Genomic DNA, 24,557 nt, shown 5'->3' on the forward strand with positions numbered 1-24,557 from the left:
CCGGGTTCGCTCGGAGGGGAGCGCGGCCGCGGAGGGCCGCGCTCTGGCTCAATGGTTCTCGACGGGCACGCCGGCCTCGAGCGCGGCCTTCTTCAGCGTCAGAATTTCCTGCTGGGCGTCGGTGAGCTCCATCGAGTGAAAGCCGGACGGGGCGGTCGAGCCCATGTGGATCGGGGCGACCGCGGTCTCCAGGATCGGGATACCGTCGAGCCTGCGCTGGTCGGTGCGTGGCCTCGGCTCGCTGAGCACGGAGAGCAGGCTCGGAGACGCGCTGACCCGAGGGCTCAGCGCGTTCACGCGATCGGGCGCGAACAGCTCGAGCGCGGTGCGCGCGATGCACGTATGATCGAGTGTTCCGTGGAACGGCACGCCGCGCGGAGCCCACGGCGAGACGACGAAGGCCGGCACGCGAACGCCGAGCGTGTCGAACGGCGCCGCCTCGTTCGCGGGCGACGGCGGCGGGCGCACGTGGTCGTAGAACCCGCCATGCTCGTCGTAGGTCACGACCAGCGCCACGTGCGGCCAGGACGGGCTCGCGATCAGGTGGTTGTAGATGCGCGCGATCAGGTTCTGACCGCGCGCCACGTCGGCCGGCGGATGGTCGTCATTCGCCCAGTTCAGCAGCGCGTCCACGTCGACCAGCGTGAAGTTCGGGTCGATCCACGAGACGCTGGGCAGCGTGCCTTCACGGCAGGCCCTGTAGAACGAGGAGATCTTCGCGATCGGCGGCCCGCGGTGGCCCTTGTATTTCTCGACGGTGCGCAAGAACGCGATGTCGTGCGAGTAGTAGCGCCACGAGTCGACCGGCAACAAGTCGAAGAACGTCGCGTGGTCGATCCATTGCAGGTTGCCGGTGCGCCCGCCGCTGGTCCCGCATAGCGCGAAGAACCGGTTCGGCCACGTCGGGCCCGCGAACGAAGCGAACCACCGGTCGCAAACGACGAACTGTCGCGCCAGGCTATCGTACGTCAGCAGATCGCGCTGATCGAACCAGCTCATGATCTCGGCGACGTGGCTGTTCGTGCTGTAGCCCTTCACGAAGCCGTCCATCGCGCCGCCGTTGATCTGCCTCACGACCTCCTTCCGGTGGTGATACGGGCGGATCCGGACTCTCGTGCTCTCGAGATGATATCCAGTGATCGGCGTGCCGTTATCGTCCGAGTTCGTCGCGCCGATCGCCCCATCGACGTCCATGCCCGTGCCGCGCAGGTAACCCAGCATGTGATCGAAGGAGCGGTTCTCGAGCATCACGATGACCAGATGACGAATGTCTGCCATGTTCCACCGCTCGCTTTCCCGTGCGGCTCAGCGCTGTGCCGGCCGACGCGGCCGCGCAGGGCCAGTTTCACTATCTTGATTTCATCTACCGAAATCTGCCAGCGGAGAAGGAGATCCAACGTTTCCGAAGACGTCAAGCCCCAGCTGCGGGGACCTGACCCCGGGTTGACTGAACATTTTCCATGCGCTCCGACGTCCCCTGAAAAGCGGTGCCAATTCAACAACTTGTCCATGCGCCGAGGGGGCCGCGCTCGCGCTGCAGGCCGCGGCGATCTTGACGCATTACAAGGCGCGGCTCGCCCGGATGGACGAGATCATCCGGAAGGAGCGCCTCGTCACGCTGCCGGAGCGGCCGGCGCGCATCCGGCTCGGCACCGCCGCCGAGAGCGCCGAGATGCCGGCGCCGCGCATGCGGCCGCCGCGGCTGCTCGACAACCAGGGAGAAGCGGGGGGAGTTCGTGCTTCCGCTCAGCCTGCCAGGGCCCTCGGACGAGCTGCGAAGGATCGACGATTTCACCTACGCCGCGGCGTCATGGACGCTCACCGCCCACGCGGCGCGCCCCGGGCACGAGCTCCAGCTCGCCTCGCTCGTCGAGCGGGGCGTCTCGATCGCCCGGGCCGTCTTCGCGGAGAACAGCGCCAACATGGAGGGGTGGGCGCTTTGCTCGGAGGCCATCCTGCTCCCGTTCATGCCGCCCGAGGTGGAGCGTTACACCTGCCGGGCGCCGGGGCAGGCGACCTCGTACTTCGACGGGTTCACCCGGCTGATGGAGCTGCGGCGAGAGATCGCGTCCACCATGGGCTCGCGCTTCGACGCGCAGCGATTCCACGACTTCGTGCTCGCCCAGGGCATCCTGCCGCTGAAGCTGCTTCGCAAGGCGGTCATCGAGCGCTTCGTGCCGGCACAGCCGTCGCCCTGAGCGGCGGAGGGCCCGCGGCGCGCGCTGGACGAGCTCCCGCAGGCTGATTTGCGGTGGCGAACCGTCGTCGCGATCCGCGGCTTCGGCCGGGGTTTGGGGGGCGTGGCGGCGGATCGCCCCCCTCGGCTGGCGTGGGCCCGACCCGAGCCCGATCGCTGAGCTCGGGTCTGGGGAGCTCGCGCCGGCCGAACCGCGGTGCCGCCGCACACAGACACGACCAGCGCCGCGCCCGAACCTGGCGCGACGCCCGCCGTAACGCGGCCGCCCCGACCTCGACTGGTTGGGGGCCTGGTGCCGGAACGTGCCCCCAGCGCAATCCTCTCATAGGTTCCTCGCCCGGCCTGTCGCAAACCTGTTGGCGACTTCCGTTCCCACCCCTCGCCACAAGGCTTCTTCAACGCAGCGCAGCGCCTCCTCGCGTCCAGGTCCTTCCTCGACGAGCCTCATGATGTGCCACACCAGCGGGAGGCCCCGTGCTCCGGCGTGTGCGTCAAAACCCGGCTGAGCTCCGCTTGCATTGAATACGACCTTAGCGGAGACCTCGAGAAGCTCTACCATCGCACACTCGATTGGCGCCCCTTCGCTCTCGAGATTCAGGCTGACCCGCCTGAGACCGAGGAACAGGCCCTCCGCCGTACCTCACGAATTCCTGTCGCGACATATTGCCACGGTCCTCTGCCCGAACCCCAAGAAGTCGCATCGGGTCACAGCAAGGACCGCCTCAAGGACTCCGCCGATCCACGCTGGGCGCATCTCGCTCACAACCGAGCGAAACAACTCAGCACCGAGGAGCAGCGCCTTGCCCTCATCCACACCTGCCCCTGCTCGCATTCTCATCAAGCGAACCGTTCCGCGGCGTCACCCATCCAGCCAGCGCCGCAGTTCCGCGGCCCCTGGTTGGCCAGTGCCCCTAAAGCCTTCTGTTCTTCGGCGCAGAGCCGCTTCCACGCCTCAGTCGCCATGAATTCCTCCAGTGGAGGAAGAACCCGAGGGGTATCTTCGGCGATGACATCGATAATCCTGGAGAACTCCCCAAGCGCGCGGCCCTCCTCCACAGAAAACAGAGAGTCAAACTCAGCGTTGTCTGGCCTGTAGCAATCGTCCCATTGATTAAACAGCTCCTCCGCCACGTTCACAGCAGGAATCCGCGCCTGGTAGGCACGCTGCAGTTCCAAGCTCGACAGCAGCATCAACACCTCACGAACACGCTCTCGCATATGCATTCCATAGCTTCAATACCAGAATCAACTGAGCATACGGAATCTCGTTCCGCACGCGCTCCAGGTTGCCCGCTGCGTCATACGCGTACCGCGTCCGCTGGAACGCCCGCGCCGGCCGGCCGCGCTCCACGAGGTACCGGTCGCGGTGGTCCGCGTTGATCTCCTGAAGCCGCCGCGACTTCTCGTAGTACCGATACGACGTCGCGATCCCGTTGCCGTGCACCACCCTCACCCGCTGCTCGAACTCGTCGTACCCGATGTGCAGCAGGTACTGCGTCACCGCAGGCTCGTCCGGGTGCTGCGGGTTCGTCTGCGTGTGTCGCATGGTAGGGTCCCCTCCCCCCGTGCGGCTCGCGCAGCCCGGGGGGCTCGGACGTCAACTTCGCCAGATTTCCCAGCCTATGCAATTATCTCAATACCCACAAGAACACCCCTCAAATCAAAATCAAGCACCACATCCGGACCATCGTAATCACCAATAAGATCACAAAGCCGAGCAGACTTGGACATCTCACAGGGACTGGTTCCAGGATGAGACGGCAACCGAAGATACGCCACACCAGAATCGTCCTCAGACACACGCAACTCAAAGAACCCAACACCATTTAACGAGTCAGATTCACTCATTTCAGCGGCCTCCATTGCAAGACCGTCTTCAACTTCAGAGTCCCGTCTTTGACCTGATAGACAACAGCCCCTCGCTACCCGAACCCGGGAACAATCACTTAGAGCACCTAACATTATCCTGCTGACGCCGCTCGTTTGCCCGCTCGCTTGAGCGATGCGGAATGTGCGACAGAATACAACATGGGCAAGCTGTTGGTGCCGGACGAACTCTGGGGGCGAGTCGAACCTCTATTGCCGAAAACGGAGCCGAAGCCGCAGGGCGGCCGGCCGCGTACGCCTGATCGGATCGCCCTGACGGGGATCTTGGTTGTGCTCAAGACAGGGATCCCTTGGGAATATCTCCCGCAAGAGTTCGGCTGCAGCGGAATGACGTGCTGGCGCAGATTGCGCGATTGGCAGCAGGCTGGCGTGTGGGATCGGCTCCACGAGGCATTGCTTGATGAACTCGGCGGGGCCGACAAGATCAACTGGAATCGTGCTGCGCTGGATGCCTCCTTGGTTCCGGCAAAAAGGGGGGCCAAGAGACCGGCCCGAACCCCACAGATCGCGACCGGGCGGGCTCGAAATAATATCACCTCCTGGTCGATCAGAGTGGCATCCCTCTCACCATCGAGATGACGCTGACCAACGTCCATGACTCGAAGATGTTCACCCCCATGGTGGATGCGGTGCCGCCGATCGCGCGCCCTTTCGGCCGACCGCGGCGCCGCCCCAAGAAGCTGCACGCCGACAAGGCATACGACGACCCGGCCCTACGCTTGGCTTGCCATCTGCGCCACATCGTACCCCGCATTGCTCGCAAGAGTATCGAGTCGTCGGAGAAGCTCGGCCGTTGTCGATGGCTCGTCGAACGGACGATCGCATGGCTGCGTCGTTTCCGGCGCCTGACTGTACGCTACGAGCGGCGGGCCGACATCCACCGTGGGTTCCTCAAGCTCTCCGTCTGCCTGATCTGCCTCAGTTACGTCCGGGCAGGCTCTTGTTAGGCGCTCTTAGCAAATTCGCTCCAATCACCTTTGTCGCCTCCACTCCAGCACTACCGCTCGAACCGACGCCCCTACTGCCCGCAAGTAGCACTTTGAGTGAACCCGTCGGGGGGTACCCAGCGAACATAGCACTGATCGCCAGCAACCACGAACCAAAGGCATTTTTCTCCAATAGAAATCTGAACCCCGGCATCTCGACCGAATTGGTTCTTCATGATTGCCACAGAAGACACGACCTCGCCAAGCAGACTCGCAAACCTCGGACCACTTGACTGCTCGAACCTACTCCATTTTCCACTCTGCTCAACGTAGAGGCGGTTTTCATCGGAAATCGGTGGCTCAAACGGATCCGCCCAGGGTGCACCTTGAACCCGAAGACTCTCACCATCAGCCGATCCGTCGAAGAGAACTACGGTACCGTCGTCCAAGTAGAGTTCGAGCGGCCCGTCGTCCGACTCAATTTGCCCGTCACGCTCGAACAATATCCGCGCCACGGCACGAATGCGTCTGCCGGGCAGGACCTTCAGATTAGCGGGGAGAAGCACCATTGAACCATCCATTGGACTGGCCTCCTGCGAGAATTGTCACAAAATCGCCGGACAGTTTGGTGACCACCACGTCGGCGCCTTGCCTAAAAGAAACAGAAAAATGGTTTCCTCCGCCACTCTGGGGATTTCATGGCCCTGTCGAACTTCGTCGTATTTATGGACTATTGCATCGATCCGATCTCGAACCCACTGGCGATGCTCGGCTTTGGCCGGGTTGAGTCCGAAGTCCGCGGCGTGTTTGCCAACTTTCTTTCCGAATTGAGTGCGATCGACTTTCAGCTCTGGAAGGGGCTTAGCCGCTCCCCCTCTTGCGGCTCCTGTCGCCCGTGCTGCCTGCTTCACAGGCGCCTTCGCCGCCTCCGCCCCCCCTGCGGCGATTTCGCCGCCGGTGTCGGCTGCGCCGCTTTCGCCGGCTGCGCGGCCGGCGGCGGCTGCGCCGGCGCGGCTGCTGGCTGCGCCGGCGGCCGAGCAGCCTGCTGCTGCATGACGAACCTGAACAGCAGCCGGCGCATGCCGTCCCCGATACCGCGAGACGTGCGACCCGCCGCCGCAGCGCCTGCGTTCATCCGCTGCAGCATCTGCTCCTGGTGGTACTTCTGCCCCGCCGGCCCGTTGAAGCAGCTCGGGTGCCTGCACCCGTTGGCCCCAGGCGGGAAGTTCCGATGCGCCCCCTGCGCGCTCCTCCCATCCGGGTCGACAAGGTTCACCGGGTTGTTCAGCGTGTAGCTGTACAGCCCCAGGTTCCCGGGGTTGAACACCCCTCCGCTCGTCCCTCCGTCCATGTACTCGTCCAGGATCGGATCCGGGCTCAGCCACACACTGCTCCTCGGGTCGTAGTACCGCGCCCCGAAGTAGTACAGCCCCGTCGCCTGGTCGAGCTCCTTCCCCGTGAACACGTACGCTCGCCTCAGCTCGTACCGCGAGTCCGACGCGTCGATCCACAGCTCCCCGCTCGGGAAGTACTCGTCCCGCTGCGTCAGCGTCTGCTCGTTGTTCGACGCGAAGCTCGTGCTGCCCAGGTGGTCCGGGTGGTAGTACAGCGTCGGCGGGTCACGGAACCAGTCCGGATCCATCTTGCTCGCTATCCGCGTCTGCCCCGCATAGATGTGCTTCGTCACGAACCGACCGTCCCGCAGCGTCAGGTGCTGGTCGTGGTACGCCGTCTCCTCCTCGCCGCTCACGTGGTGCTGGTGCAACCGCCGCTCGCCGTCGCCGTCGTACAGCATCCGCGACAGCACCTGCCCGTTCTGCGTCACCCGCGTGACCCGGTTCTCCTCGTTCCACTCCGTCGCACGCGTGCCCGAGCCAGGGTAAGTCCAGCCGGTCTGGTTGCCGCTCGCGTCGTAGCTGATCACCCGCGACCACGGGGCCGACTCCGCCACGAGCTGCTCGTCGATGCGCTTCGGCGCGTGCGGCTGCGGGCCCGTGTATCGGTACTCCGACCGGTACGTCTGCTCCCGAATCGCGTGGCCCTCCTGCCATGGGTCGCACGGCTCCGGAGGGGGAGGGCACGTTCGCGGCTCGTACCGGTAGCTCGCCTGGTCCTTGGTCAGGATGTTGCCAATCTCGTCGTACGCCAACGACAGCCGGTACCGGTACTGCCAGTCTCTCCGATCCTGGTACGTCCCGCGCACCGAGAGCAGCTGGTACAGATCGTCGTACCCGTACTCCTGCGTCGTCGGCCCCACCAGCACCGAGCCCGGCATGTCCTGCTCGTACGGCACCTCGTTCCGCACCCGCTCCAGGTTGCCTGCCGGGTCGTACCCGCGCTGACGCTCTATCCACGAAACATAAAATTCGACACACCGCACCACAACACCTCACGAAGACTGCTCGTCCGCACAAGCGTAGATCTCATTCCAAAGCCCTCGAACCATGCGCGTCAATGCAAAGGCGTCCTCCAGAGGTTCCCCGACCGCTGCCCAATACTCAACTTGATCTCGATGAAGATCAGGCCTCACGCGAATGACACTGGCCAAAGCATTCCATGCCGACACACCAATATTTTCATCCCGCTGCAGCAAATCGTTCGCCACATCCAGTGCCAGCTGCATTAGTATGCGCCGCTCAGGATCCCCATATGTCGGGTTAGCGTACGCATCCAGATACCTGTAGAATGCAACCTCGTCCCGAAACTCCTCCGGCAATTCATACGCCCAATCCTGAACATACGAATCTCCCTCAGGAAGCCCGAGATCAGAACAAATTCTTCGAATCGATGCAATTTCGTCTTCAATCACGTCAACCTCGCGCATCTTAGTTGGGATGAGTCGAGCTAAACGGAAACGCGGTCCTCACCCCACCATCTGGCTTGACTATCACCCGCGCCATATCGGAATTCAGCTGAGTTCCATCAGCAAGAAAGCTCCGCCCCATGTCCTTCGGAAGCGGGACATCGTGAACCCCAGGACCTTTCTTTGCCACGTCCGCAATAAAATTGGCCGCCGCCTTGTCATTTGTCCACTGGCTTGCCTGGTGACCCAACCCTCTGGCCCTATCCGTTAGCTGCTTCGGCGTAAGCTTTGCCGTGTGACTAGTAAATGTGTGACCATAGGTTGGCTTACTCGCCGGATTCCCCCATTTGAGTCCTCCGTTTGCACCCGCTGCGGATGATGATGTCGCCGCCTTCGCCGCCTCCGCCCCCTGCGGCGGTTTCGCCGCCGGCGCCGGCTGCGGGCCTTTCGCCGGCTGCGTAGCCTGCGGCGGCTGCGCCGGCGCGGCGGCTGGCTGCGCCGGCGGCCGAGCAGCCTGCTGCTGCATGACGAACCTGAACAGCAGCCGGCGCATGCCGTCCCCGATACCGCGAGACGTGCGACCCGCCGCCGCAGCGCCTGCGTTCATCCGCTGCAGCATCTGCTCCTGGTGGTACTTCTGCCCCGCCGGCCCGTTGAAGCAGCTCGGGTGCCTGCACCCGTTGGCCCCAGGCGGGAAGTTCCGATGCGCCCCCTGCGCGCTCCTCCCATCCGGGTCGACAAGGTTCACCGGGTTGTTCAGCGTGTAGCTGTACAGCCCCAGGTTCCCGGGGTTGAACACCCCTCCGCTCGTCCCTCCGTCCATGTACTCGTCCAGGATCGGATCCGGGCTCAGCCACACACTGCTCCTCGGGTCGTAGTACCGCGCCCCGAAGTAGTACAGCCCCGTCGCCTGGTCGAGCTCCTTCCCCGTGAACACGTACGCTCGCCTCAGCTCGTACCGCGAGTCCGACGCGTCGATCCACAGCTCCCCGCTCGGGAAGTACTCGTCCCGCTGCGTCAGCGTCTGCTCGTTGTTCGACGCGAAGCTCGTGCTGCCCAGGTGGTCCGGGTGGTAGTACAGCGTCGGCGGGTCACGGAACCAGTCCGGATCCATCTTGCTCGCTATCCGCGTCTGCCCCGCATAGATGTGCTTCGTCACGAACCGACCGTCCCGCAGCGTCAGGTGCTGGTCGTGGTACGCCGTCTCCTCCTCGCCGCTCACGTGGTGCTGGTGCAACCGCCGCTCGCCGTCGCCGTCGTACAGCATCCGCGACAGCACCTGCCCGTTCTGCGTCACCCGCGTGACCCGGTTCTCCTCGTTCCACTCCGTCGCACGCGTGCCCGAGCCAGGGTAAGTCCAGCCGGTCTGGTTGCCGCTCGCGTCGTAGCTGATCACCCGCGACCACGGGGCCGACTCCGCCACGAGCTGCTCGTCGATGCGCTTCGGCGCGTGCGGCTGCGGGCCCGTGTACCGGTACTCCGACCGGTACGTCTGCTCCCGGATCGCGTGGTCCTCGCGCCATCCGTCGCACCCAGCCGGAACCGGCGTGGGACACGCCTGCGGCACGTACCGGTAGCTCGCCTGGTCCTTGGTCAGGATGTTGCCAATCTCGTCGTACGCCAACGACAGCCGGTACCGGTACTGCCAGTCTCTCCGATCCTGGTACGTCCCCCTCGCCGAGAGCAGCTGGTACAGATCGTCGTACCCGTACTCCTGCGTCGTCGGCCCCACCAGCACCGAGCCCGGCATGTCCTGCTCGTACGGCACCTCGTTCCGCACCCGCTCCAGGTTGCCTGCCGGGTCGTACGAGTACCGCATCCGCTGGAACGCCCGCGCCGGCCGGCCGCGCTCCACGAGGTACCGGTCGCGGTGGTCCGCGTTGATCTCCTGAAGCCGCCGCGATTTCTCGTAGTACCGATACGACGTCGCGATCCCGTTGCCGTGCACCACCCTCACCCGCTGCTCGAACTCATCGTACCCGATGTGCTGCAGGTACTGCGTCACCGCAGGCTCGTCCGGGTGCTGCGGGTTCGTCTGCGTGTTCGTTCCCACCGCCGACCGCACAAGGCCCCCTCGGTCGTAGCCGTACGTCACCACCTCCGCCCCGGAGCCAGGGAACTTCATCGACAGCAGCCGCCCGAACCCGTCGAAGTCGTACTCCATCGTCGCCTGGTACGGCCCCCGGTGCGGCTCCCGCAGCCGGGGGAACTCCGTCGTCAGCTTCGCCACGTTCCCCAGCCGGTCATACCAGAACGTCCTCTTCCCCGCCTCGCTCTGCTCCTCCACCAGCCGCCCGGCCCGGTTGCCGTGCTCGTCGCCCGCCTCGTCCGGCGCGCCGTACACATACGTCACGTCCGTCGAGTCCGGGTAGTTCACCCGCCTGAGCCGGTTGTATTCATACTCGTACCGGATCAGCTTGTTCGCGCCTTCCGCCAAGAGCTTCGCCGTCTGCCGCGCCCCGACGTTGCCCGACCGGTCGTAACGCCACTCCGTACGCCCCATGTCCGGGCTCGTCAGCGTCACCATCCGTCCCAGCGTGTCGTACGCCGCCGTCGTCACGTTCCCGCGCGTGTCCGTCACCCGCACCAGCTCGTCGACCGCGCTGTACCCGTACCGCGTCATCAGGGTGGTCCACGCCTCCGACCCGCCCAGCCGATTGCGCTCCTCGACCGCCACGATCGCGTTGTCCACGTCCTGGTACGCCTTGCGCACCTTCCCCTTCGGGTCGACCTCCGTCGCCACGAACATCGCCACGCCATCGAGCTCCTCGATATCGTAGCTCGTCGTGGTCACCGCCTCGCCGCCCTCGGCCTCGTCGTCCGGCTCCCTCCGCTCGACGATGCGCGAGAGCACGTCGTACTCGAACGTCGTCGGGTGCTTCAGCGCCACGTCCACGAACGCCGTCGCCTCCCCCGTCGCGAACACCGGCTGCCCCTGCTGCCAGACGCGCCCCCGCTCGTCCAGCACCACCCGGCCGCTCACGCTCATGCCCACGACCGCGGCGGCCCCCGTCCCTGGATCCTTCTCCAGGTCCTTCTTCGTCTGGATCACCCGGTCCAGCCCGTCCACGAACGTCACCGTGTCGATCGGATCCCCCGGGTGCTGCACGTCCTTGTGCCGCGTCCGCGCCCACGCCGGCATGGCGACGCTCTCCCCGGCCTGGAGCGCATACTCGAACGCGATCGTCGCCTCCGCCGCCGCCAGCGGATCGTCCGGACCGAACACCGCCCGCAGCCGCCCGAACCCGTCGAAGTCGTAGTGGACCTCATGGCCGTTGACGTCCCGCACCGCGCTCACCGCGCCGTAGCGGTAGTCCGACCACGTCTCCGAGAAGTATCCGAACGAGTCCTCCACCCGCGAGAGGTACGTCTCCGCCACATCGTCGTACTCGTACGTCAGCGTGAACCCCCGCGGCTCGATCGCCCGCTCCAGGTTGCCGTACGCGTCGTGCGAAAACTCCCATCTTGGATTCGTCGAGCCCTCTCCCGTGTACGGCGCGCCCGTCGCCGGATCCTTGCCCCCGATCACCGTGCTCGCGATCCACTCGACCGCTCCGGTCACCTCGTTGTACCCGGCGGTGCGCTCGCGCAGCAGCGTCCCCGCGCTGTCACGCACCTCGACGCTGTCCGCCCGCACGATGTGCGGCCCGTCGTACGTCACGTAATGGATCGTGCTCGTGACGTCGTCCTCCAGCGTGCCTGGCTCGCCGTGCTCGATCACCTCGACGAGGTTGCCGCGGTCGTCCCAGTCCCGCTCCTCGCTCGTCTGCTTGCCCGGCGCGCTCGGGTCCGTCGTCTTGCCCTCGTACCACGACATCGTCCGCAGCTCTTCCGCCGGGAAGAACGAGCCCGTCAGCGTCGCCTGCGCCCCGGGCGCGCGATAGGCCACCTCTTGCCGGCTGAACAGCCGCCCCTCGGCGTCCTGCTCGATCACCTCGGCCACCAGCCCGCGACGGTAATAGTCCTGGTTGTGGTAACGCGTCACGAGCTGCGAGCCGTCCTCGCGCGTCGCCGTCACCTGCGCGAAGCCGTAGTCCTCCCGCTCCGCCCGGTCGTAGAACCCGCTCTGGTGGTAATCGAACGTGTGCACGTACGCGGGCGTGCCCATGCCGTCCTCCACCTCCACCCGCGACAGCACCCACTTGCTGCGGGGCATGTCCACGCTCAGCTCGTCCGGGCTGCTCGCATACGCCACCTTGTTGCCCTCACGCGCATAGTCCAGCCGGATGCTGCCGCCTAGCGGACGCACCACGCGCGACAGCCGGTTGGTCTTGCCCGTCAGGTTCAGCCGCGCCCGCAGCGCCGGGTCGCTCTCCCGCAGCATCCCCTCGCTCAGCTTCAGCACGTGATCCGCCGTCCCGTCGCCGTCCAGGTCCTCCCATGCGAGCTCGCTCCGTCCGTCGCTCAACCCGAGCTGCGCCGCGATCTCGAGCACGATGCACACGTACGGCGTCGTGATCTTGATCGGCACGCCATACCCCGCGTTGAACGCCGTCGTCTCCGAGAACGACAGCGCGTCGTTGCTGCCGTTGATCTCCTTCGTGAACTTCTTCTCCAGCACGACGCCCCACGGCAGAGCGCCGCTCACCGCCGGCGCGCTCCACCTCTCCTCGGGCCCGAAGCGGTCACCGAGGTTCAGCCGGACGCGGTAATAGGCCTGTCCAGGTTGCTTGATCACCCGGTCGGGCAGCCTGTCGCCGTTCAGGTCCACGAAGTCGACGAGCGTCCGGCTCACCGTGTGCGCGATGCCGCCGCCGATCCCCGCATAACCCACCTGCAGGCTGTTCGTCGTGTTGTCCTGCACCCGCACCGACGAGAGATGCTCCGGAGACCAGACCCGGCCCAGCGCGGTCAGCGGATCCCCGTCGACCTCCGGCAGCGGCTCGAACGGATCGCCGCTCGGATCGAGCGCCGCCCAGGGGCGCTCGTCCCCGAAGCGGTAGCCGAGGTTCAGCTGCACATGGAGCACGCCGCCCGCGCTCCTCACCTTGTCCGGAAGCCCGTCGCCGTTCACGTCGAGCAGGTCGCGCGTCGTCTGCGACGTGCCCCAGCTCTTGCCGAGCGAGGGCAGCACGCTGAGCACCTCCTTGGTCTCGGCGCTCGCCTCGATCTTCTCCGCGACGGCGGACGCCGCGGATCCGAAGCCGAACCCGAACCGCGCGCTCATGCTCTCGATGACCCGGATGTCCCCCGGCCCGTCGACGGTCAGCTCGCCATACTGCCCCGGCTGCTGCCCGTCGCACCGGCCGCCGCCGCCGCACGTCTGGATGCGCACGCCGCCCTGCGTGACGGCATCGGGCCGCCCGTCGCCGTTGACGTCGACGAGCTCCAGCTTCGACTCGGTGGTCCCGGTCGTCACCTGGAACGACCCGATGAGCGCGAGCTCCCCCGAGCCCGAGCCGTTGTGGCTCTTCCTGAGCCCCGGGACGTTGGCCACGTCCTCCGGCCGGATGCCGCCGACGCGCGACGGCTTGAGCTCCCCGGCCCGGATGTACATGTCCGCGCCCGAGCCCCGGAACACCGGGCCGCTGACGCTGCCCACGAGAGGAAACCCGGCGTCCCCCGGCGACCAGCTCGCGTGGTACCCCTCCCAGTGCGGCTCGACGCGCGTGAAATAAGGCGGCTTGTTCTCCGCCGGCCTCCGGCGGAGCTGGTTCTCGTCGAACGGATACTCCGTCGTCCACTCGCCGTAGCTGAAGCCGCGGAACCCGCCCACCATGCGGGCGTCCACCTTTTCCAGCTGCGACAGCGGAAGCGCCGTCCCGCCGATCGTGCTGTCGCTCAGCTGCACGGGCGCCAGGATCGACTCCTCGGGCACCGAGATCGGCCCGCCGTCGCCGGGCGACGCTTCGAGCCCGCAAACCCTCTTTCCGGACGGAGCACCGGACCTGGGCGCGCACTCGCCCACAGCGCGGCAGCTCCCAGGATCCGCGTCGTGGCCGCAGACCTCGGTGTACCGGGCGAACCCCTGGTACTGCACGCGCGACGGGTCGACCACGTCCTCGCCGAGCTCGGCGTACAGGAACAGGAGATCGCCCTGGAGCACGGACACCGGCCACGCGATCTCGGTGCCGAGCTGCGCGCCCGACACCCTGGTCCGATGGACCTCGACGCTCTGCCCCGAGTCGACGTCCCGGCGCACGAGCCGCACATCGAACGCATCGTCCGCGTCGGTCCGGACGAAGCTCGCCCGCACCGTGACCTGCCCGTCCGCCCCCGCGGCCCAGCCCGGCACGCTCCGGTCGAGCACGGAGAAGTCGTCCGCGAAGGCATAGGTATACATCGGACGCCCGAGCGCGTCGGGGCGCATCGTGTCGCGCGGAAGCAACGGCCGGCAGGAGTCCGACGGGCAGAGCTCCGCATAACGGATGCGCGGGTTCCAGCGCGTGACGTCGCCCTCGATGTCCTCCCTCGGGTCCACGCGGAAAAAGAGCGCATCCGTCGGACGGACGCGGACGCGGATGCCGCTCCCGCACCCTCTCTCGCCCTCGGGCACACACGCAGCATCGCTCGGCCCGATGTCCCTCTGCCAGAGCGGCAGGTGCTCGCGGTGCAACTTGTCACTCGGCCGCGGCGCCAGCATCGTCTTCGTGATCGACGCCGTCACCCCGTCTCCCGCGCCGCCCCCGGCCAGCGACACGCCGCCGTCGATGACGACGACACCGTCGATCGGCGGCGTCCATTTCACCAGCGCGCTGGTCCGGTAGAACGCGTTGCGGAGCGCCTCGACCTGCTCGCCATCGCTGAAATCCTCGTCGATCGTGAACCCGGCGCCGCGGGCGCCCGGCCCCAGCCGCACGTTGTTCGGGTTCAGCGCCGCCCCGCTCCCATCCAGCAGCTCCGGGAAGCCGTCCCCGTTGATGTCGAGCAGCAGGCTCTGCGCGGTCGCGGTGCTCCAGGCGCGGTTGAGACCGAGACCTCCGAGCTCCTGCAACATGTGCATCGCCCCCTGCAGGCTCGCCGTGATCTGGTGCGTGCTGCCCACGCTCTCCGGCGAGAACGCGTTTCCGCTCGACCGATCCGGGAGCGAGTTCAGCCAGACGCCGTTGCTGCCCACGAAATCCGGGAGCCCGTCGCCGTTGATGTCCGTGAACGCGACGTCCTCGTCGTCCGCCCCGAACGAGACGGAGACCCCCACCCCGGCGTGCGGATCACACACCGTCGGCCCCACGCCGACGAACGCGCTGAGCCCCCCTTCGACCGAGCTCGTGGCCCCGAGGCCATCGCGCCCTTCCGCGGGACGGCCCCACTCGGTCGGCGTCGAGAACACCTGGAGCTCGCCGTCCGCTTGCTGGAGGCCGAAGTACTCGAAGCCGTGCTCGTAGAGCATCTCCTCACCGCCGTTTCCATGGACAGCGATGCTCTTCAGCAACGACTTGTGATGGTGCCGCGGGTCCGGCGTGTCGTACGCGAAATGATAGCTCCGGATGATCTCCTCGGCGTCGGGCGCCTGGCCCAGGGTCACGTCGACGCGCGTGAGCCTCCGCGTCGTCCGCACCTCGAAGCCGGCGCGCGCCGAGCTCACGACGTCGCTCCGCTGCGCTCCGTCGTCCACGGAGAAGACCACGTGATAGTGCGCTCCGGGGAAGCCGCTCTCGTGCTCCGTGTAGTCGATCCGCTGCGGATAGAGCTGCACCCAGTCCTCGCCCTCGGGCGCGTCCTTGAAGTACGAGATCCGCATCCGGTTGCCGAACGTGTCTTCCACCCGCTCCAGGTTCCAGCGGAAGATCCCGGCCTCGCCGGACCGGTCCGCAAGGCGCGCGTCCGCGCTCTCGCCGTAGGTATACCGGGTGCCGTCCTTGTCGGTGACCACCCAGTGAAAGCTCCCGGGATCGGCCCCGAGGCGCTCGATGCGATCGAACGCGCCCTCGACGCGCCGCTCGTACCTGCCCGGCTGATCGGGGATGGCCCGCAGCATCTGGCCGTCGAGCGTGTAGAGCTCGTCGCCCGTGTACCGGGGCACGCCGAACCGCGTGTCGATCTCGATCGCCGAGACGCGCAGATCCCACCCCACGCCGAGCCAGCCATTGCCCAGCTCGCTCTCGTACGTGACCGCCAGATCCGGCGCGATGCCGTGCCGGCCCGGCGGCACCTCGATCGGGAACGACAGCTGCGCCGTGCCCTGGCCGTTCGCCTCCGGCGGCTCGATGAACGACACGCCCGCAGACGGGCTCGCGAGCTGGATCCCCTTCATCGCGTTGGGATCGAACGACTGCGCTCCCGGCTGATCCGGCATGGAGATCGCCGCGTTGAGGAAATCGGTGAAGTGATCCGTCAAGCTCGTGAGCTCCCGGGCCCCGCCCTCCTCGACGCGCCCGAGCTTCGTCCATCGCTGGACCGCCTCGTCGAAGTAGAAGCCGAAGATCTCCCTGGCCCTGGCGCCGCTCGGGAGCGCCGCGGCGTCGACAGGCAGCGTCAGCTTCACCGGCTTCTTGAACTTGAGCCCATGCGGGCCGAAGCGGAACGCGCGCCCCTCGGGCGTCACATTGCGCATCGCGCGCCCCATCGGCTGCACCTGGACGGGCATCAGCGGGCGGATCGTGATGCGCGTCGTCTCTTCCAGCGCGTCTGGCGGGATATCGAGCGTGGCGCCCGCGAACGAGAGCACCGCGCCCTCGTCCGGGCTCACCACCGCGCCATAGGGCGCGCCGTGGTCCACGACGAGCCCGCCCGGAGCGGCGCCCGCGGCGCACGGACCGAGCTCTAGCTCGCGACCGAGGCGCGTGCCGTCCTCGAGCCGCGCCTCGAGGCGCGCCGTCCACGTCCGGTGACTCGCCCCCTCGGGCTCCGGGAGCGTGAGCTCGAAGCTGCCGTCGTCGCCCAGCGCAACCGGCTCCGCGCCGGCGAACAGCCGTGCTCGCGACGCGCCCTCGCCGGCCAGATCGAGGAACCCGCGCACATGGGCTCTCCCCTCGGCGCACTCGCCGTGCAGCGGCATGCTCAGCGCGATCCGCCGCGCGCGGGAGGGGACGGGGCTCGCCACCACGGCGACGTCCGACACCTCGGCGTGGCTCCCCTTCGCCGGCGTGATCTGCACGGAGGCCGCCCCCGGCCATGTCGCTGACTCCGGGAGATCGAACCGGTGCCAGCCCGGCGGCAGGTCCTTCAGGTCGAAGCGCAGCCCCTCGGCTCCTTCGCCGGGCGCGATCCGGAGCTCCCCGGCGCCCGCGCTGGTCAGCTGGAAGAGGAGCGCGTGGGGCGCCACACGCGCGCCGAAATCGAGGCGCAGCGCCTCCGTGCGACGCGCGCGCTCGCCGCCGGCCGGCCGGGCGCGCGCCTCGGCAGCGGAACGCGCCTCGATTACACCGGCGTGCGGGATCCCGACCACCCGGAGCGCGCTCACGGTGAATCCGTGCTCCTGCTCCGCGGAGGGCCGGAACCGCACCACGTTATCGCCGCGCCTCAGCCACGCGGGCGCGATCTCCTCGACTTGCAGGCCTCCGGTCGCGGGCGCTGCCGCCGGGGAGCCGCCGCGCGGGGCCGTGCCGTTGATCTGCCGGCTCACGCTCGACCAGTGGCCGCGGCCCTCCAGCTGGTAGACGAGGAACGCGCGCGCGAGCGCCCGTGGATCGGTGTCCACGTGGAACGACAGCGATTGCTCTCCGCCCGTGCGCGTCACGGTCGCCCGCTCGGACGTCGCAGCGAACTGGTAAGCCCCGGCGAGCCGCCCCGCGAGCACGCGATCGGCGAGCTCCACCTCGGAGAGGCCGCGCGTGGGCGCGCCGGCGGTCCAGAACAGGATCTCCTGCGGCCCGCGCTCGCCCGAAGGAAGCCACTCGATGACGACGTGCTGGGCCGTGACCGCCATGGGAAGGCGCGTCCAGCGCTCGCCCGTGTCGTGGAGCGGCACGTCGACGAGGCCGGAGACGGCCTGAAGCTCTGCGCCGTCCTCCGCGCGGACCGTGAGCGCGCCCTCGCTGCGCCCGTACAGCGAGAGCGCCTCCAGCGCGGTGGGCTGCGGAAACGAGACCCGGATCCGCACCTTCTCCCCGGTCTCGCTGCGAAGCCCCGTGTCGCCGCGGCCGTCGAACAGGACCCACGGGTCCGCCCCCGGGCCGGCGCCATCGGCGCGAACGTCCGCTGGCAAGGCCACCATCGGGACGACGGCGAGGCCGCCGGGGCCGCCGGCGGGATCTCCCGCGCTCGCGAGCACGGCGGCGTCCCCGGCGAGCGCCGCCGCGAGCTCGGCGCCGCCACGAGCGCCGGTGAGCCGCGCGCGCAGGGGATCGCCTATCCGGCGCAACGTCAACGCTTGAGCCCACGCGCCGAGGGGCGCGCTCACCACCATGAGCAAGAGAACGCAACCCGCGCACAGCCGCCAACCCCGTCTCATCCACCCGGACGTCATCGCTTGCCTCCGCGGTCGCGAAGGGAGCAAACGACATCGTAAATAGCAATTACAAGCGATAACAGGTGGGGCGGTCTCGCCGGGAAAAGCGCCAAACTCGACCGGTTCCCAGCACGATTTCAGCGCACCCGCAGGTCCTCCGCCTCCGAGCCATCGAATTCGGACTACCGGATGCGGAGAAGTTCATTATCCTGTGACGCTCCAGCAACACTCCTTGGCTCGCCCTCTCGGCCGCCCGTGCGGCCGTGGGGGGGTGGCCGATCACGCCATTCACGGAGGTGACCTTGCGCAATCTCACGATAGGGGACCTGAAGCTCGCGCTGCGCGATCTCTTGACTGACAAGGCCGATGAGCTGCGCCTGTCGGCGACAGGCAAGCTGTATGAGCCGCGGCTCCGGGCGAAGCAGAAGGAGATCGACGCGATCCCCGACGCCGCGGGCACGCAGGCGCCGCTCGCCAGGGAGCTGGCCGAGGCCGACGTCCGGCACGACGGCCTCGGGGCGGCCGTCTTCTTCCTGTGCAAGGCCGTCGAGGCGCACCCCGCCTTGCCGGCGGCGCTCAAGGAAGCGGCGGCGACCGCGCAGCAGGCGTTCGTCCCAAAGCTCGACGTGCTCCGCGCCCCGTACGCGGACGAGGCGGCGGCGGCGCTCGACAACCGGCCGGAGCTGACCCGGCTCAAGGCGGAGCTGAAGGCCGCCGCGACCCCCGGCGGAGGGACGCTGCACGACTGGGTGAAGGCGTTCGTCGCCGCCGGCGACGACATCGACGGCCTGCTGCGCAGGCGCGCCACGCTCCTCGCGACGGGCGAGAACGCCGCGGCCACCGGCCCGCTCCGCGGCGCCGCGGTCGGGCTGCTCGGGAGGTTCCGGGAGGCGCTCCGGGACGAGATCCAGGAAGAGGGCAGCAAGCTGCCGGCCGACCATGAGGCGCGGCTGTTCGCCTACATCGACAAGCTCAACGCCGATCGCGAGCGGGCCCTGCGCGGGCGCGCGGCGTCCGAGCAGGCCCCGCCCGCGGCCCCCAGCCCGCCGGCGGCGCCCGGCGACGTGGCGCCGGCCGCGCCGGCGGTGAGCGCCGAGCCCGAGCTCTAGCCGGACCGCTCGCGGCGACATGCCGGGTGCCTCGCCGAGCAGGCACCCGCCCATGTCCGACATGCCCGGGGGTCTCGCCGAGCAGGCACCCGCCCATGTCCGACATGCCCGGGGGTCTCGCCGAGCAGGCACCCGCCCATGTCCGACATGCCCGGGGGTCTCGCCGAGCAGGCACCCGCCCATGTCCGACATGCCCGGGGGTCTCGCCGAGCAGGCACCCGCCCATGTACGAGCGGAGCCCTGGTAACACTTCTGACCGGGAGCCGCGGTGACACTTTCCTGAGCTACAGGCCCCTGCTCCGGGAGGGCTGGAAACAGGGACCGGATCCTCATCGACGCGACAGGCTTGCCTCGCTCTCTCGGATCGCCAGGATCTATACACGAACCGCTCCCCGCGGTCTCGGTGCACGCGAGCCTCTCCTCACGGTCTGGCGTGCGAGCGCGCAGGTCACCGTGCCTTGACGAGCTGCAGCTCCTTGTTCTTCAGGGTGACCTGCGCGAGCAGAACCGGGCCGTAGTACAGCTCCCAGACATCGTCTGCGAGCGGAAGCAGCCCTACCGGCTCGCGCGCGATCAGCTTGGAAACGAAGCTCTGCCCGCCCCCGAACTGCAGCTGTCCCGTGTCGCCGATACGTCGCACGGCCATCGTGTCCGGATACTCCGGCGAGGAGGGCTTGCTTGGCATCGTCCGTCGCGAGGGCGTGTAGCGCGAAGCCGGCGTTCTCTGCCCGAGTGCCTCGTGGGGCCGCTGGTCGTTGTACTCGTGCCGGAAGCGGTCGAAGACGCGCTGCTGCGCCGCAAGCGTCGCTTCGGGCGGCGAGGTCGCCTCCGCCTTCAGCGTCTTGTGCATGCGCTCGTGACGGCCGTTCTGCTGCGGTTTGCCGGGCTCGATGCGCTCGGGAACCACGCCGAGCTTGATCCAGCTCACCGACAGCGCCGAGAGCCCTCCGATACCCAGCGTGGCGAACGGCGGGCCGTTGTCCGAGCGGATACGGTTCGGCAGCCCGAACTCGTGGAACGCGCGCTCGAAGTGCGGCCGCACCGAGGCGTCGTCCGGCTTCGCCACGCCCTCGCACTTGAGCAAGTACCGCGATGCCTGGTCCGTCAACGTCAGCGGGTGGCAGCGCGTCTTGTCGCCGAGCGCGAAGTGGCCCTTGAAATCGGCGCACCACGTGTCATTAGGCTGCTCGGCCGGAGCCAGCGTCGACGGCATCGCTGACGGCGGCGTCACCACGCGGCGGCGACGGGGCCGGATCAATCCGTGCTTCTTGAGCAGCTCGCCGATGGTGCTCGTCGCTGGCAGCCCCTCGACGCCCAGGCTCTCCAGCCGTGCACGCAGCTTCTTCGGCCCCCACGTGGGGCGCTCCTTCCGCAGCTCGATCAGCGCGTTGACGAGCGCCGCTGGCGTCGCATGCGGGAACGTGTGCGCCACGGGCCGCCGCTCTTCCAGGCCGCGAGGTCCGGCCTGCTCGTAGCGCTCCACCCACTTGTACCCCGTCTTCCGGCTGATGCCGAACCGCCGGCACAGCTCCGCAAACGTCTCGTCCGACTCGTTGACCTGCGCGATGAACTGAAGTCTCTCGTCCACTGAACATGTCTCTTTCCAGGGCACCGGCGCTCCTCCGTCGCCGGTCCTCTACGACATGTGTCACCGAAGCCCCCGGTCCGTCCGGGTGCTACCCAGGCTCCCGGTCTGAACCGTTACCCAGGCCACCGGTCCGTACCCCATGTCCGACATGCCCGGGGGTCTCGCCGAGCAGGCACCCGCCCATGTCCTTCCTCCGGGATGCCCTCGCATCCTAGGATGCGCCCGTGTCGGTCACCCCGCAGCAGGGCCATTTCGTGCGCGTGCGCTCGCGCCTCTACCTCGTCGATGACGTCGCCCGGGGTGCGACCGGCGACCAGGTGCGCGACGAGGTCCTGGCGCGGCCGATCGAGCTCAACCGCATCCGCACGGAGGACGAGCGCACGGGCGGGTGGCGGTGGCACGAGACGCGCGCAAACTGGACGACGATGGCAACGACTGAAGCAGGCGCGCTCCGCGCGCGCGGAAGCTCGCGCCCGCTGCTCACCAGAGAACACGATGCTTAGACAGCTGGAGCTCGACGGCATCGGTCCGGCCGACAAGCTCACGTTCGGGCCGCTCGCGGGACGGCTGAACCTCATCACCGGCGACAACGGCCTCGGCAAGTCGTTCCTCCTCGATGTCGCCTGGTGGGCGCTCACGCGGACCTGGCCGCAGTACCCGGCTGTCCCCAGGCGGCCCGACGCGTCCATCGGGTTCGCCTTCGACGGGGCCAAGGGGCTCACCGAGGACGTGTCCCCCTGGATCGCGAAGGCCCAGGACTGGAAGCGAAAGCGAGGGCGGCCATCGAACCCCGGCCTCGTCCTCTACGCGCGCGCGGACGGCGCGTTCTCGGTCTGGGATCCGGCGAAGAACTACCGCCTCTACCGCGGCGCGGACGGCAGCGAGCGCGAGATGCTGCCCGCCTACCACTTCACGCCGGGTCAGGTCTTCGATGAGCTCCGCACCGGCGACAACCAGGTGGTCTGCAGAGGATTGCTCGACGACTGGACGCGCTGGCAGCAGTCCCATGACCCTCGCTTCGCGATGCTCTCCCGGATGCTCGAGGCGCTGTCCGAGGATCCGGAACGGCCCATGGAGGCCGGCAAACCCACCCGGCCCTTTCTGGAGGACGTGCGCGACGTCCCCACGATCAAGATGCCTTACGGCGACGAGGTACCGGTGATCTTCGCGGCGGCCGGAATGCAGCGCATGCTCAAGCTGGCGTACCTTCTTACCTGGGCGTTCTCGGAGCACGAGGAGGCGGCGCGGCGGCAGGCCCTTCCGCTCTCGGAGCAGGTCGTCCTGCTCATCGACGAGCCCGAGACCCACCTCCACCCCCGGTGGCAACGCGCGGTGCTCCCGGGGCTGCTCAGGACGATCGGCGCGTGGGGCGCGCATGCGCCGCGCGTCCAGGTGATCGCCGCCACGCACTCCCCGCTGGTGCTCGCGTCGGTGGAACCGCTGTTCGATCCCGAAGCGGACGCGCTCTGGAAGCTCGATCTCGTGGACGGCGCCGTGCAGATCGCGCAGGACGTGTGGCACAAGCGGGGGGACGTCAACCGCTGGCTGATGTCCGACGTGTTCGATCTCGACGCCGCGACGTCCGCGGAGGCAGAGGCCGTGCTGCGCCAGGCGCGGCAGTTGCTCAGGGACTCGAGCCCTGATGCGGCCGAGGTCCGGCGCGTCAACGAGGCCCTCCTTCGCTCGCTCCCCGAGATGGATCCCTTCCTGGTGCGCTGGCGGTACTACGTCCAGCAGCACGCCGGCAGGGAGTCTGCGTGATTCGCGTCCAACGGGCCTGCTGAATTCGACGCCAAGGTCCGACAGAAGGGGAAGGCGGCGCTAAAGGAGCTGATCGGCTCGACCGAAGCGCCCAGGCGACGCGGACCCAGGCGGGAGAAGCTCGCCGGGCGGATCGAGGATATCCCCTCCGAGGCCCTCTCCCCAGGTGCCAGTGCTCGCCTCCCCGGGCGTCGCGCTGTCCACCGGAAGCCGACTTTGCTTTGATGCAGGTCTTCATGTTCCGCCTCAGCACCGTGCGCGCCAAGCTCACCGTCCTCGTCGCGCTCTCTTCGCTCGCGACCCTCGCGGCCCTCCCCGTGCTCTCCTGGGTGATGCACCGGCAGCTCCTCGCGCAGATCAGCGAGCGCGTCCCGCAGGCGATCCGCAACTTCCGGCTGGAGCTCAGGCAGCAGCAGCGCGCCATCTCGGCGAGCTCACGCCAGGCGTCTCGTGCGCGCGAGCTGGTCGAGGGGCTCCGGGTGCGGCACGAGTCGGCCGTGGGGACGGCGCTCGAGACCGTCACCGACGCTCATCCCAACGTCGCCATCGTCGCCTTCGACGAGCTCGGCGAGCTGGTCGCGGCGAGGGGGCTCGATGCGCCGCCGACGAGCACGGACGAGGTCCCCGGGCTCACCGAGGGCCTCCCGGGCCTCGGCGAGATGGACGACCTGCGGGACGTGCTCGTCCATGGGTGTGATGGACAGCAAGGCTCGCCGCCTGCGTACATGATCGCCCAGCATGCGAGGAGCGACGCCGGGTCGCTGCTCGCCTGCATCCCCATCGATCACACCTACTTCGACGAAGCGGCGACGAGGCTCGGCGTGGAGATCGCGCTCGTCGACCCGTCGGGCAAGAGGGTCACGGGCACGGCGCGTTTCCCGATCGAGCTGCTCCAGGGCGCCGTCATCGGCGACGAGACCCACCCCACGATCGTCGAGGAGGCGAGCTCGCTGTGGGCGCTCTCCCGCTTCGCGCCCCGATCGCTCCGGGGCAAGGCCGGCGATTTTTCGATCGTCATGGCGCTCGACGTGAGCGACGTGCGGAACATCGTGCGCCAGAACCTGATGTTCGCGGCCGGCGTGCTCGCCGTCGCGGCGCTCTTCTCGCTGGTCCTCGGCGCGCGCCTCGCAAGCACGATGTCGCGCGCGCTCTCCCGCGTGAACGTCGCCCTCAAGCACCTCGAGCAACAGCGGTACGTCCATGTGGAGGCGGTGAAGACAGGCGACGAGCTGGAGGATCTCGCGACCGGCTTCAACTCGATGGTGGACGGCCTCAAGGAGCGCGACAAGCTCCGCAGCACCTTCGGCAAGTACATGACCGAATCGGTGCTCGAGCACCTGCTCGCCGGCAAGGTGCAGCTCGGCGGCGAGACGCTCACCGTCTCGATCCTCTTCTGCGATATCCGGAGCTTCACGACCATCAGCGAGAGGATGAACGCCCATGAGCTCGTGGGGCTCCTCAACGAGTATTTCACCGAGATGGTGGCCATCATCCTCGACGAGGGCGGGGTCGTCGACAAGTACATCGGCGACGCGATCATGGCGGTGTTCGGCGCGCCCGTCCCCAGGCCGAACGACGCCGTGCGCGCCGTGCGCGCGGCCATCCGCATGCGCGCCGCGCTCGAGCGCTTCAACGAGCGACTCGCCATGCGGGGGATCCCGGCGCTGAAGACCGGTGTCGGGATCCACACCGGCGAGGTCGTCGCGGGCAACATCGGCAGTGAAGCGCGGATGGAGTACACAGTCATCGGCGACGCCGTGAACCTCGCCTCGCGCCTGGAGAGCGCGACCAAGGAGCTCGGCGTGAGCGTGCTCCTCAGCGAGGACACGCACCTCCTCGTGAAGGACGTCTTCAACACACGTCCCATCAGCGAGATCACGGTCAAAGGCCGCGTGCAGCCGGTGATGACCTACGCGGTGGCGGATCTCTGACGAGCGCAGAGGGGCGATAGCGCAT

14 protein-coding genes and 1 pseudogene are annotated in these 24,557 nt (G+C 67.9%); 6 read left to right on the top strand and 9 right to left on the bottom strand.

Going from position 1 to position 24,557, the window contains the following annotated elements; translation table 11 throughout:
- Positions 1-48: 48 nt before the first annotated feature.
- On the bottom strand, positions 49-1,278 hold the full coding sequence (locus WMF27_RS34675; protein WP_437764590.1) for a phospholipase C: 1,230 nt from the start codon (positions 1,276-1,278) through the stop codon (positions 49-51).
- 458 nt (positions 1,279-1,736) lie between these two features.
- Between WMF27_RS34675 and WMF27_RS34680 the strand changes: the two genes are divergently transcribed.
- Positions 1,737-2,198, top strand: coding sequence for a DUF885 family protein (locus tag WMF27_RS34680; RefSeq protein WP_437764589.1), 462 nt, complete (start codon positions 1,737-1,739; stop codon positions 2,196-2,198).
- An 836-nt stretch (positions 2,199-3,034) separates the two neighbouring features.
- Here the strand turns inward: WMF27_RS34680 and WMF27_RS34685 are convergent.
- Entirely contained in the window at positions 3,035-3,415 is a 381-nt protein-coding gene (locus tag WMF27_RS34685; protein WP_437764588.1) for a hypothetical protein, read from the bottom strand.
- Complete coding sequence (locus WMF27_RS34690) at positions 3,396-3,743, bottom strand: hypothetical protein (protein ID WP_437764587.1); 348 nt, start codon at positions 3,741-3,743, stop codon at positions 3,396-3,398. The genes WMF27_RS34685 and WMF27_RS34690 overlap by 20 nt, the downstream gene beginning before the upstream one ends.
- A gap of 482 nt (positions 3,744-4,225) precedes the next feature.
- Here WMF27_RS34690 and WMF27_RS34695 point away from each other — a divergent pair.
- Positions 4,226-5,031 (top strand): annotated as a pseudogene (locus tag WMF27_RS34695) (IS5 family transposase).
- Between the two features lie 71 nt (positions 5,032-5,102).
- Here WMF27_RS34695 and WMF27_RS34700 read toward each other — a convergent pair.
- The 5 genes from WMF27_RS34700 to WMF27_RS34720 are packed head-to-tail and all read right to left on the bottom strand — an operon-like array spanning position 5,103 to position 18,101.
- A complete protein-coding gene (locus WMF27_RS34700; RefSeq protein WP_437764586.1) occupies positions 5,103-5,579 on the bottom strand; it encodes a hypothetical protein in 477 nt (158 codons plus the stop codon).
- A gap of 36 nt (positions 5,580-5,615) precedes the next feature.
- Complete coding sequence (locus WMF27_RS34705) at positions 5,616-5,921, bottom strand: hypothetical protein (protein WP_437764585.1); 306 nt, start codon at positions 5,919-5,921, stop codon at positions 5,616-5,618.
- The gene (locus tag WMF27_RS34710) at positions 5,918-7,390 is read right to left on the bottom strand and encodes an RHS repeat domain-containing protein (protein ID WP_437764584.1); all 1,473 of its coding nucleotides are present in this window, start codon (positions 7,388-7,390) and stop codon (positions 5,918-5,920) included. The genes WMF27_RS34705 and WMF27_RS34710 overlap by 4 nt, the downstream gene beginning before the upstream one ends.
- Before the next feature lie 9 nt (positions 7,391-7,399).
- The gene (locus WMF27_RS34715; protein WP_437764583.1) at positions 7,400-7,819 is read right to left on the bottom strand and encodes a hypothetical protein; all 420 of its coding nucleotides are present in this window, start codon (positions 7,817-7,819) and stop codon (positions 7,400-7,402) included.
- A 16-nt stretch (positions 7,820-7,835) separates the two neighbouring features.
- Entirely contained in the window at positions 7,836-18,101 is a 10,266-nt protein-coding gene (locus WMF27_RS34720; RefSeq protein WP_437764582.1) for a SpvB/TcaC N-terminal domain-containing protein, read from the bottom strand.
- Between the two features lie 338 nt (positions 18,102-18,439).
- On the opposite strand from WMF27_RS34720, the gene WMF27_RS34725 reads away from it, so the two are divergent.
- Positions 18,440-19,252, top strand: coding sequence for a hypothetical protein (locus tag WMF27_RS34725; protein WP_437943268.1), 813 nt, complete (start codon positions 18,440-18,442; stop codon positions 19,250-19,252).
- A 448-nt stretch (positions 19,253-19,700) separates the two neighbouring features.
- Here the strand turns inward: WMF27_RS34725 and WMF27_RS34730 are convergent, their stop codons facing one another.
- Complete coding sequence (locus WMF27_RS34730) at positions 19,701-20,864, bottom strand: integrase core domain-containing protein (protein ID WP_437764580.1); 1,164 nt, start codon at positions 20,862-20,864, stop codon at positions 19,701-19,703.
- Between the two features lie 200 nt (positions 20,865-21,064).
- On the opposite strand from WMF27_RS34730, the gene WMF27_RS34735 reads away from it, so the two are divergent.
- The 3 genes from WMF27_RS34735 (at position 21,065) to WMF27_RS34745 (ending at position 24,532) form a co-directional block, all read left to right on the top strand.
- Positions 21,065-21,343, top strand: a complete 279-nt coding sequence (locus WMF27_RS34735; protein WP_437764579.1) for a hypothetical protein — start codon at positions 21,065-21,067, stop codon at positions 21,341-21,343.
- Complete coding sequence (locus WMF27_RS34740; RefSeq protein ID WP_437764578.1) at positions 21,336-22,601, top strand: AAA family ATPase; 1,266 nt, start codon at positions 21,336-21,338, stop codon at positions 22,599-22,601. Before WMF27_RS34735 ends, WMF27_RS34740 begins: the two co-directional genes overlap by 8 nt.
- Before the next feature lie 236 nt (positions 22,602-22,837).
- Positions 22,838-24,532, top strand: a complete 1,695-nt coding sequence (locus WMF27_RS34745) for an adenylate/guanylate cyclase domain-containing protein (RefSeq protein WP_437764577.1) — start codon at positions 22,838-22,840, stop codon at positions 24,530-24,532.
- The last annotated feature ends 25 nt before the right edge of the window (positions 24,533-24,557 follow it).

It is taken from the genome of Sorangium sp. So ce281 (assembly GCF_051527395.1).
GTDB classification, from domain to species: Bacteria; Myxococcota_A; Polyangia; order Polyangiales; family Polyangiaceae; genus Sorangium; species Sorangium cellulosum_B.

Excerpts from the sequence above, each read along its gene's own strand:
- WMF27_RS34685 (WP_437764588.1), bottom strand. The coding sequence starts at position 3,415 with ATGCGAGAGCGTGTTCGTGAGGTGTTGATGCTGCTGTCGAGCTTGGAA.
- WMF27_RS34675 (WP_437764590.1), bottom strand. The coding sequence starts at position 1,278 with ATGGCAGACATTCGTCATCTGGTCATCGTGATGCTCGAGAACCGCTCC.
- WMF27_RS34740 (WP_437764578.1), top strand. The coding sequence starts at position 21,336 with ATGCTTAGACAGCTGGAGCTCGACGGCATCGGTCCGGCCGACAAGCTC.
- WMF27_RS34720 (WP_437764582.1), bottom strand. The coding sequence starts at position 18,101 with ATGGTGGTGAGCGCGCCCCTCGGCGCGTGGGCTCAAGCGTTGACGTTG.
- WMF27_RS34745 (WP_437764577.1), top strand. The coding sequence starts at position 22,838 with ATGTTCCGCCTCAGCACCGTGCGCGCCAAGCTCACCGTCCTCGTCGCG.
- WMF27_RS34690 (WP_437764587.1), bottom strand. The coding sequence starts at position 3,743 with ATGCGACACACGCAGACGAACCCGCAGCACCCGGACGAGCCTGCGGTG.
- WMF27_RS34700 (WP_437764586.1), bottom strand. The coding sequence starts at position 5,579 with ATGGTGCTTCTCCCCGCTAATCTGAAGGTCCTGCCCGGCAGACGCATT.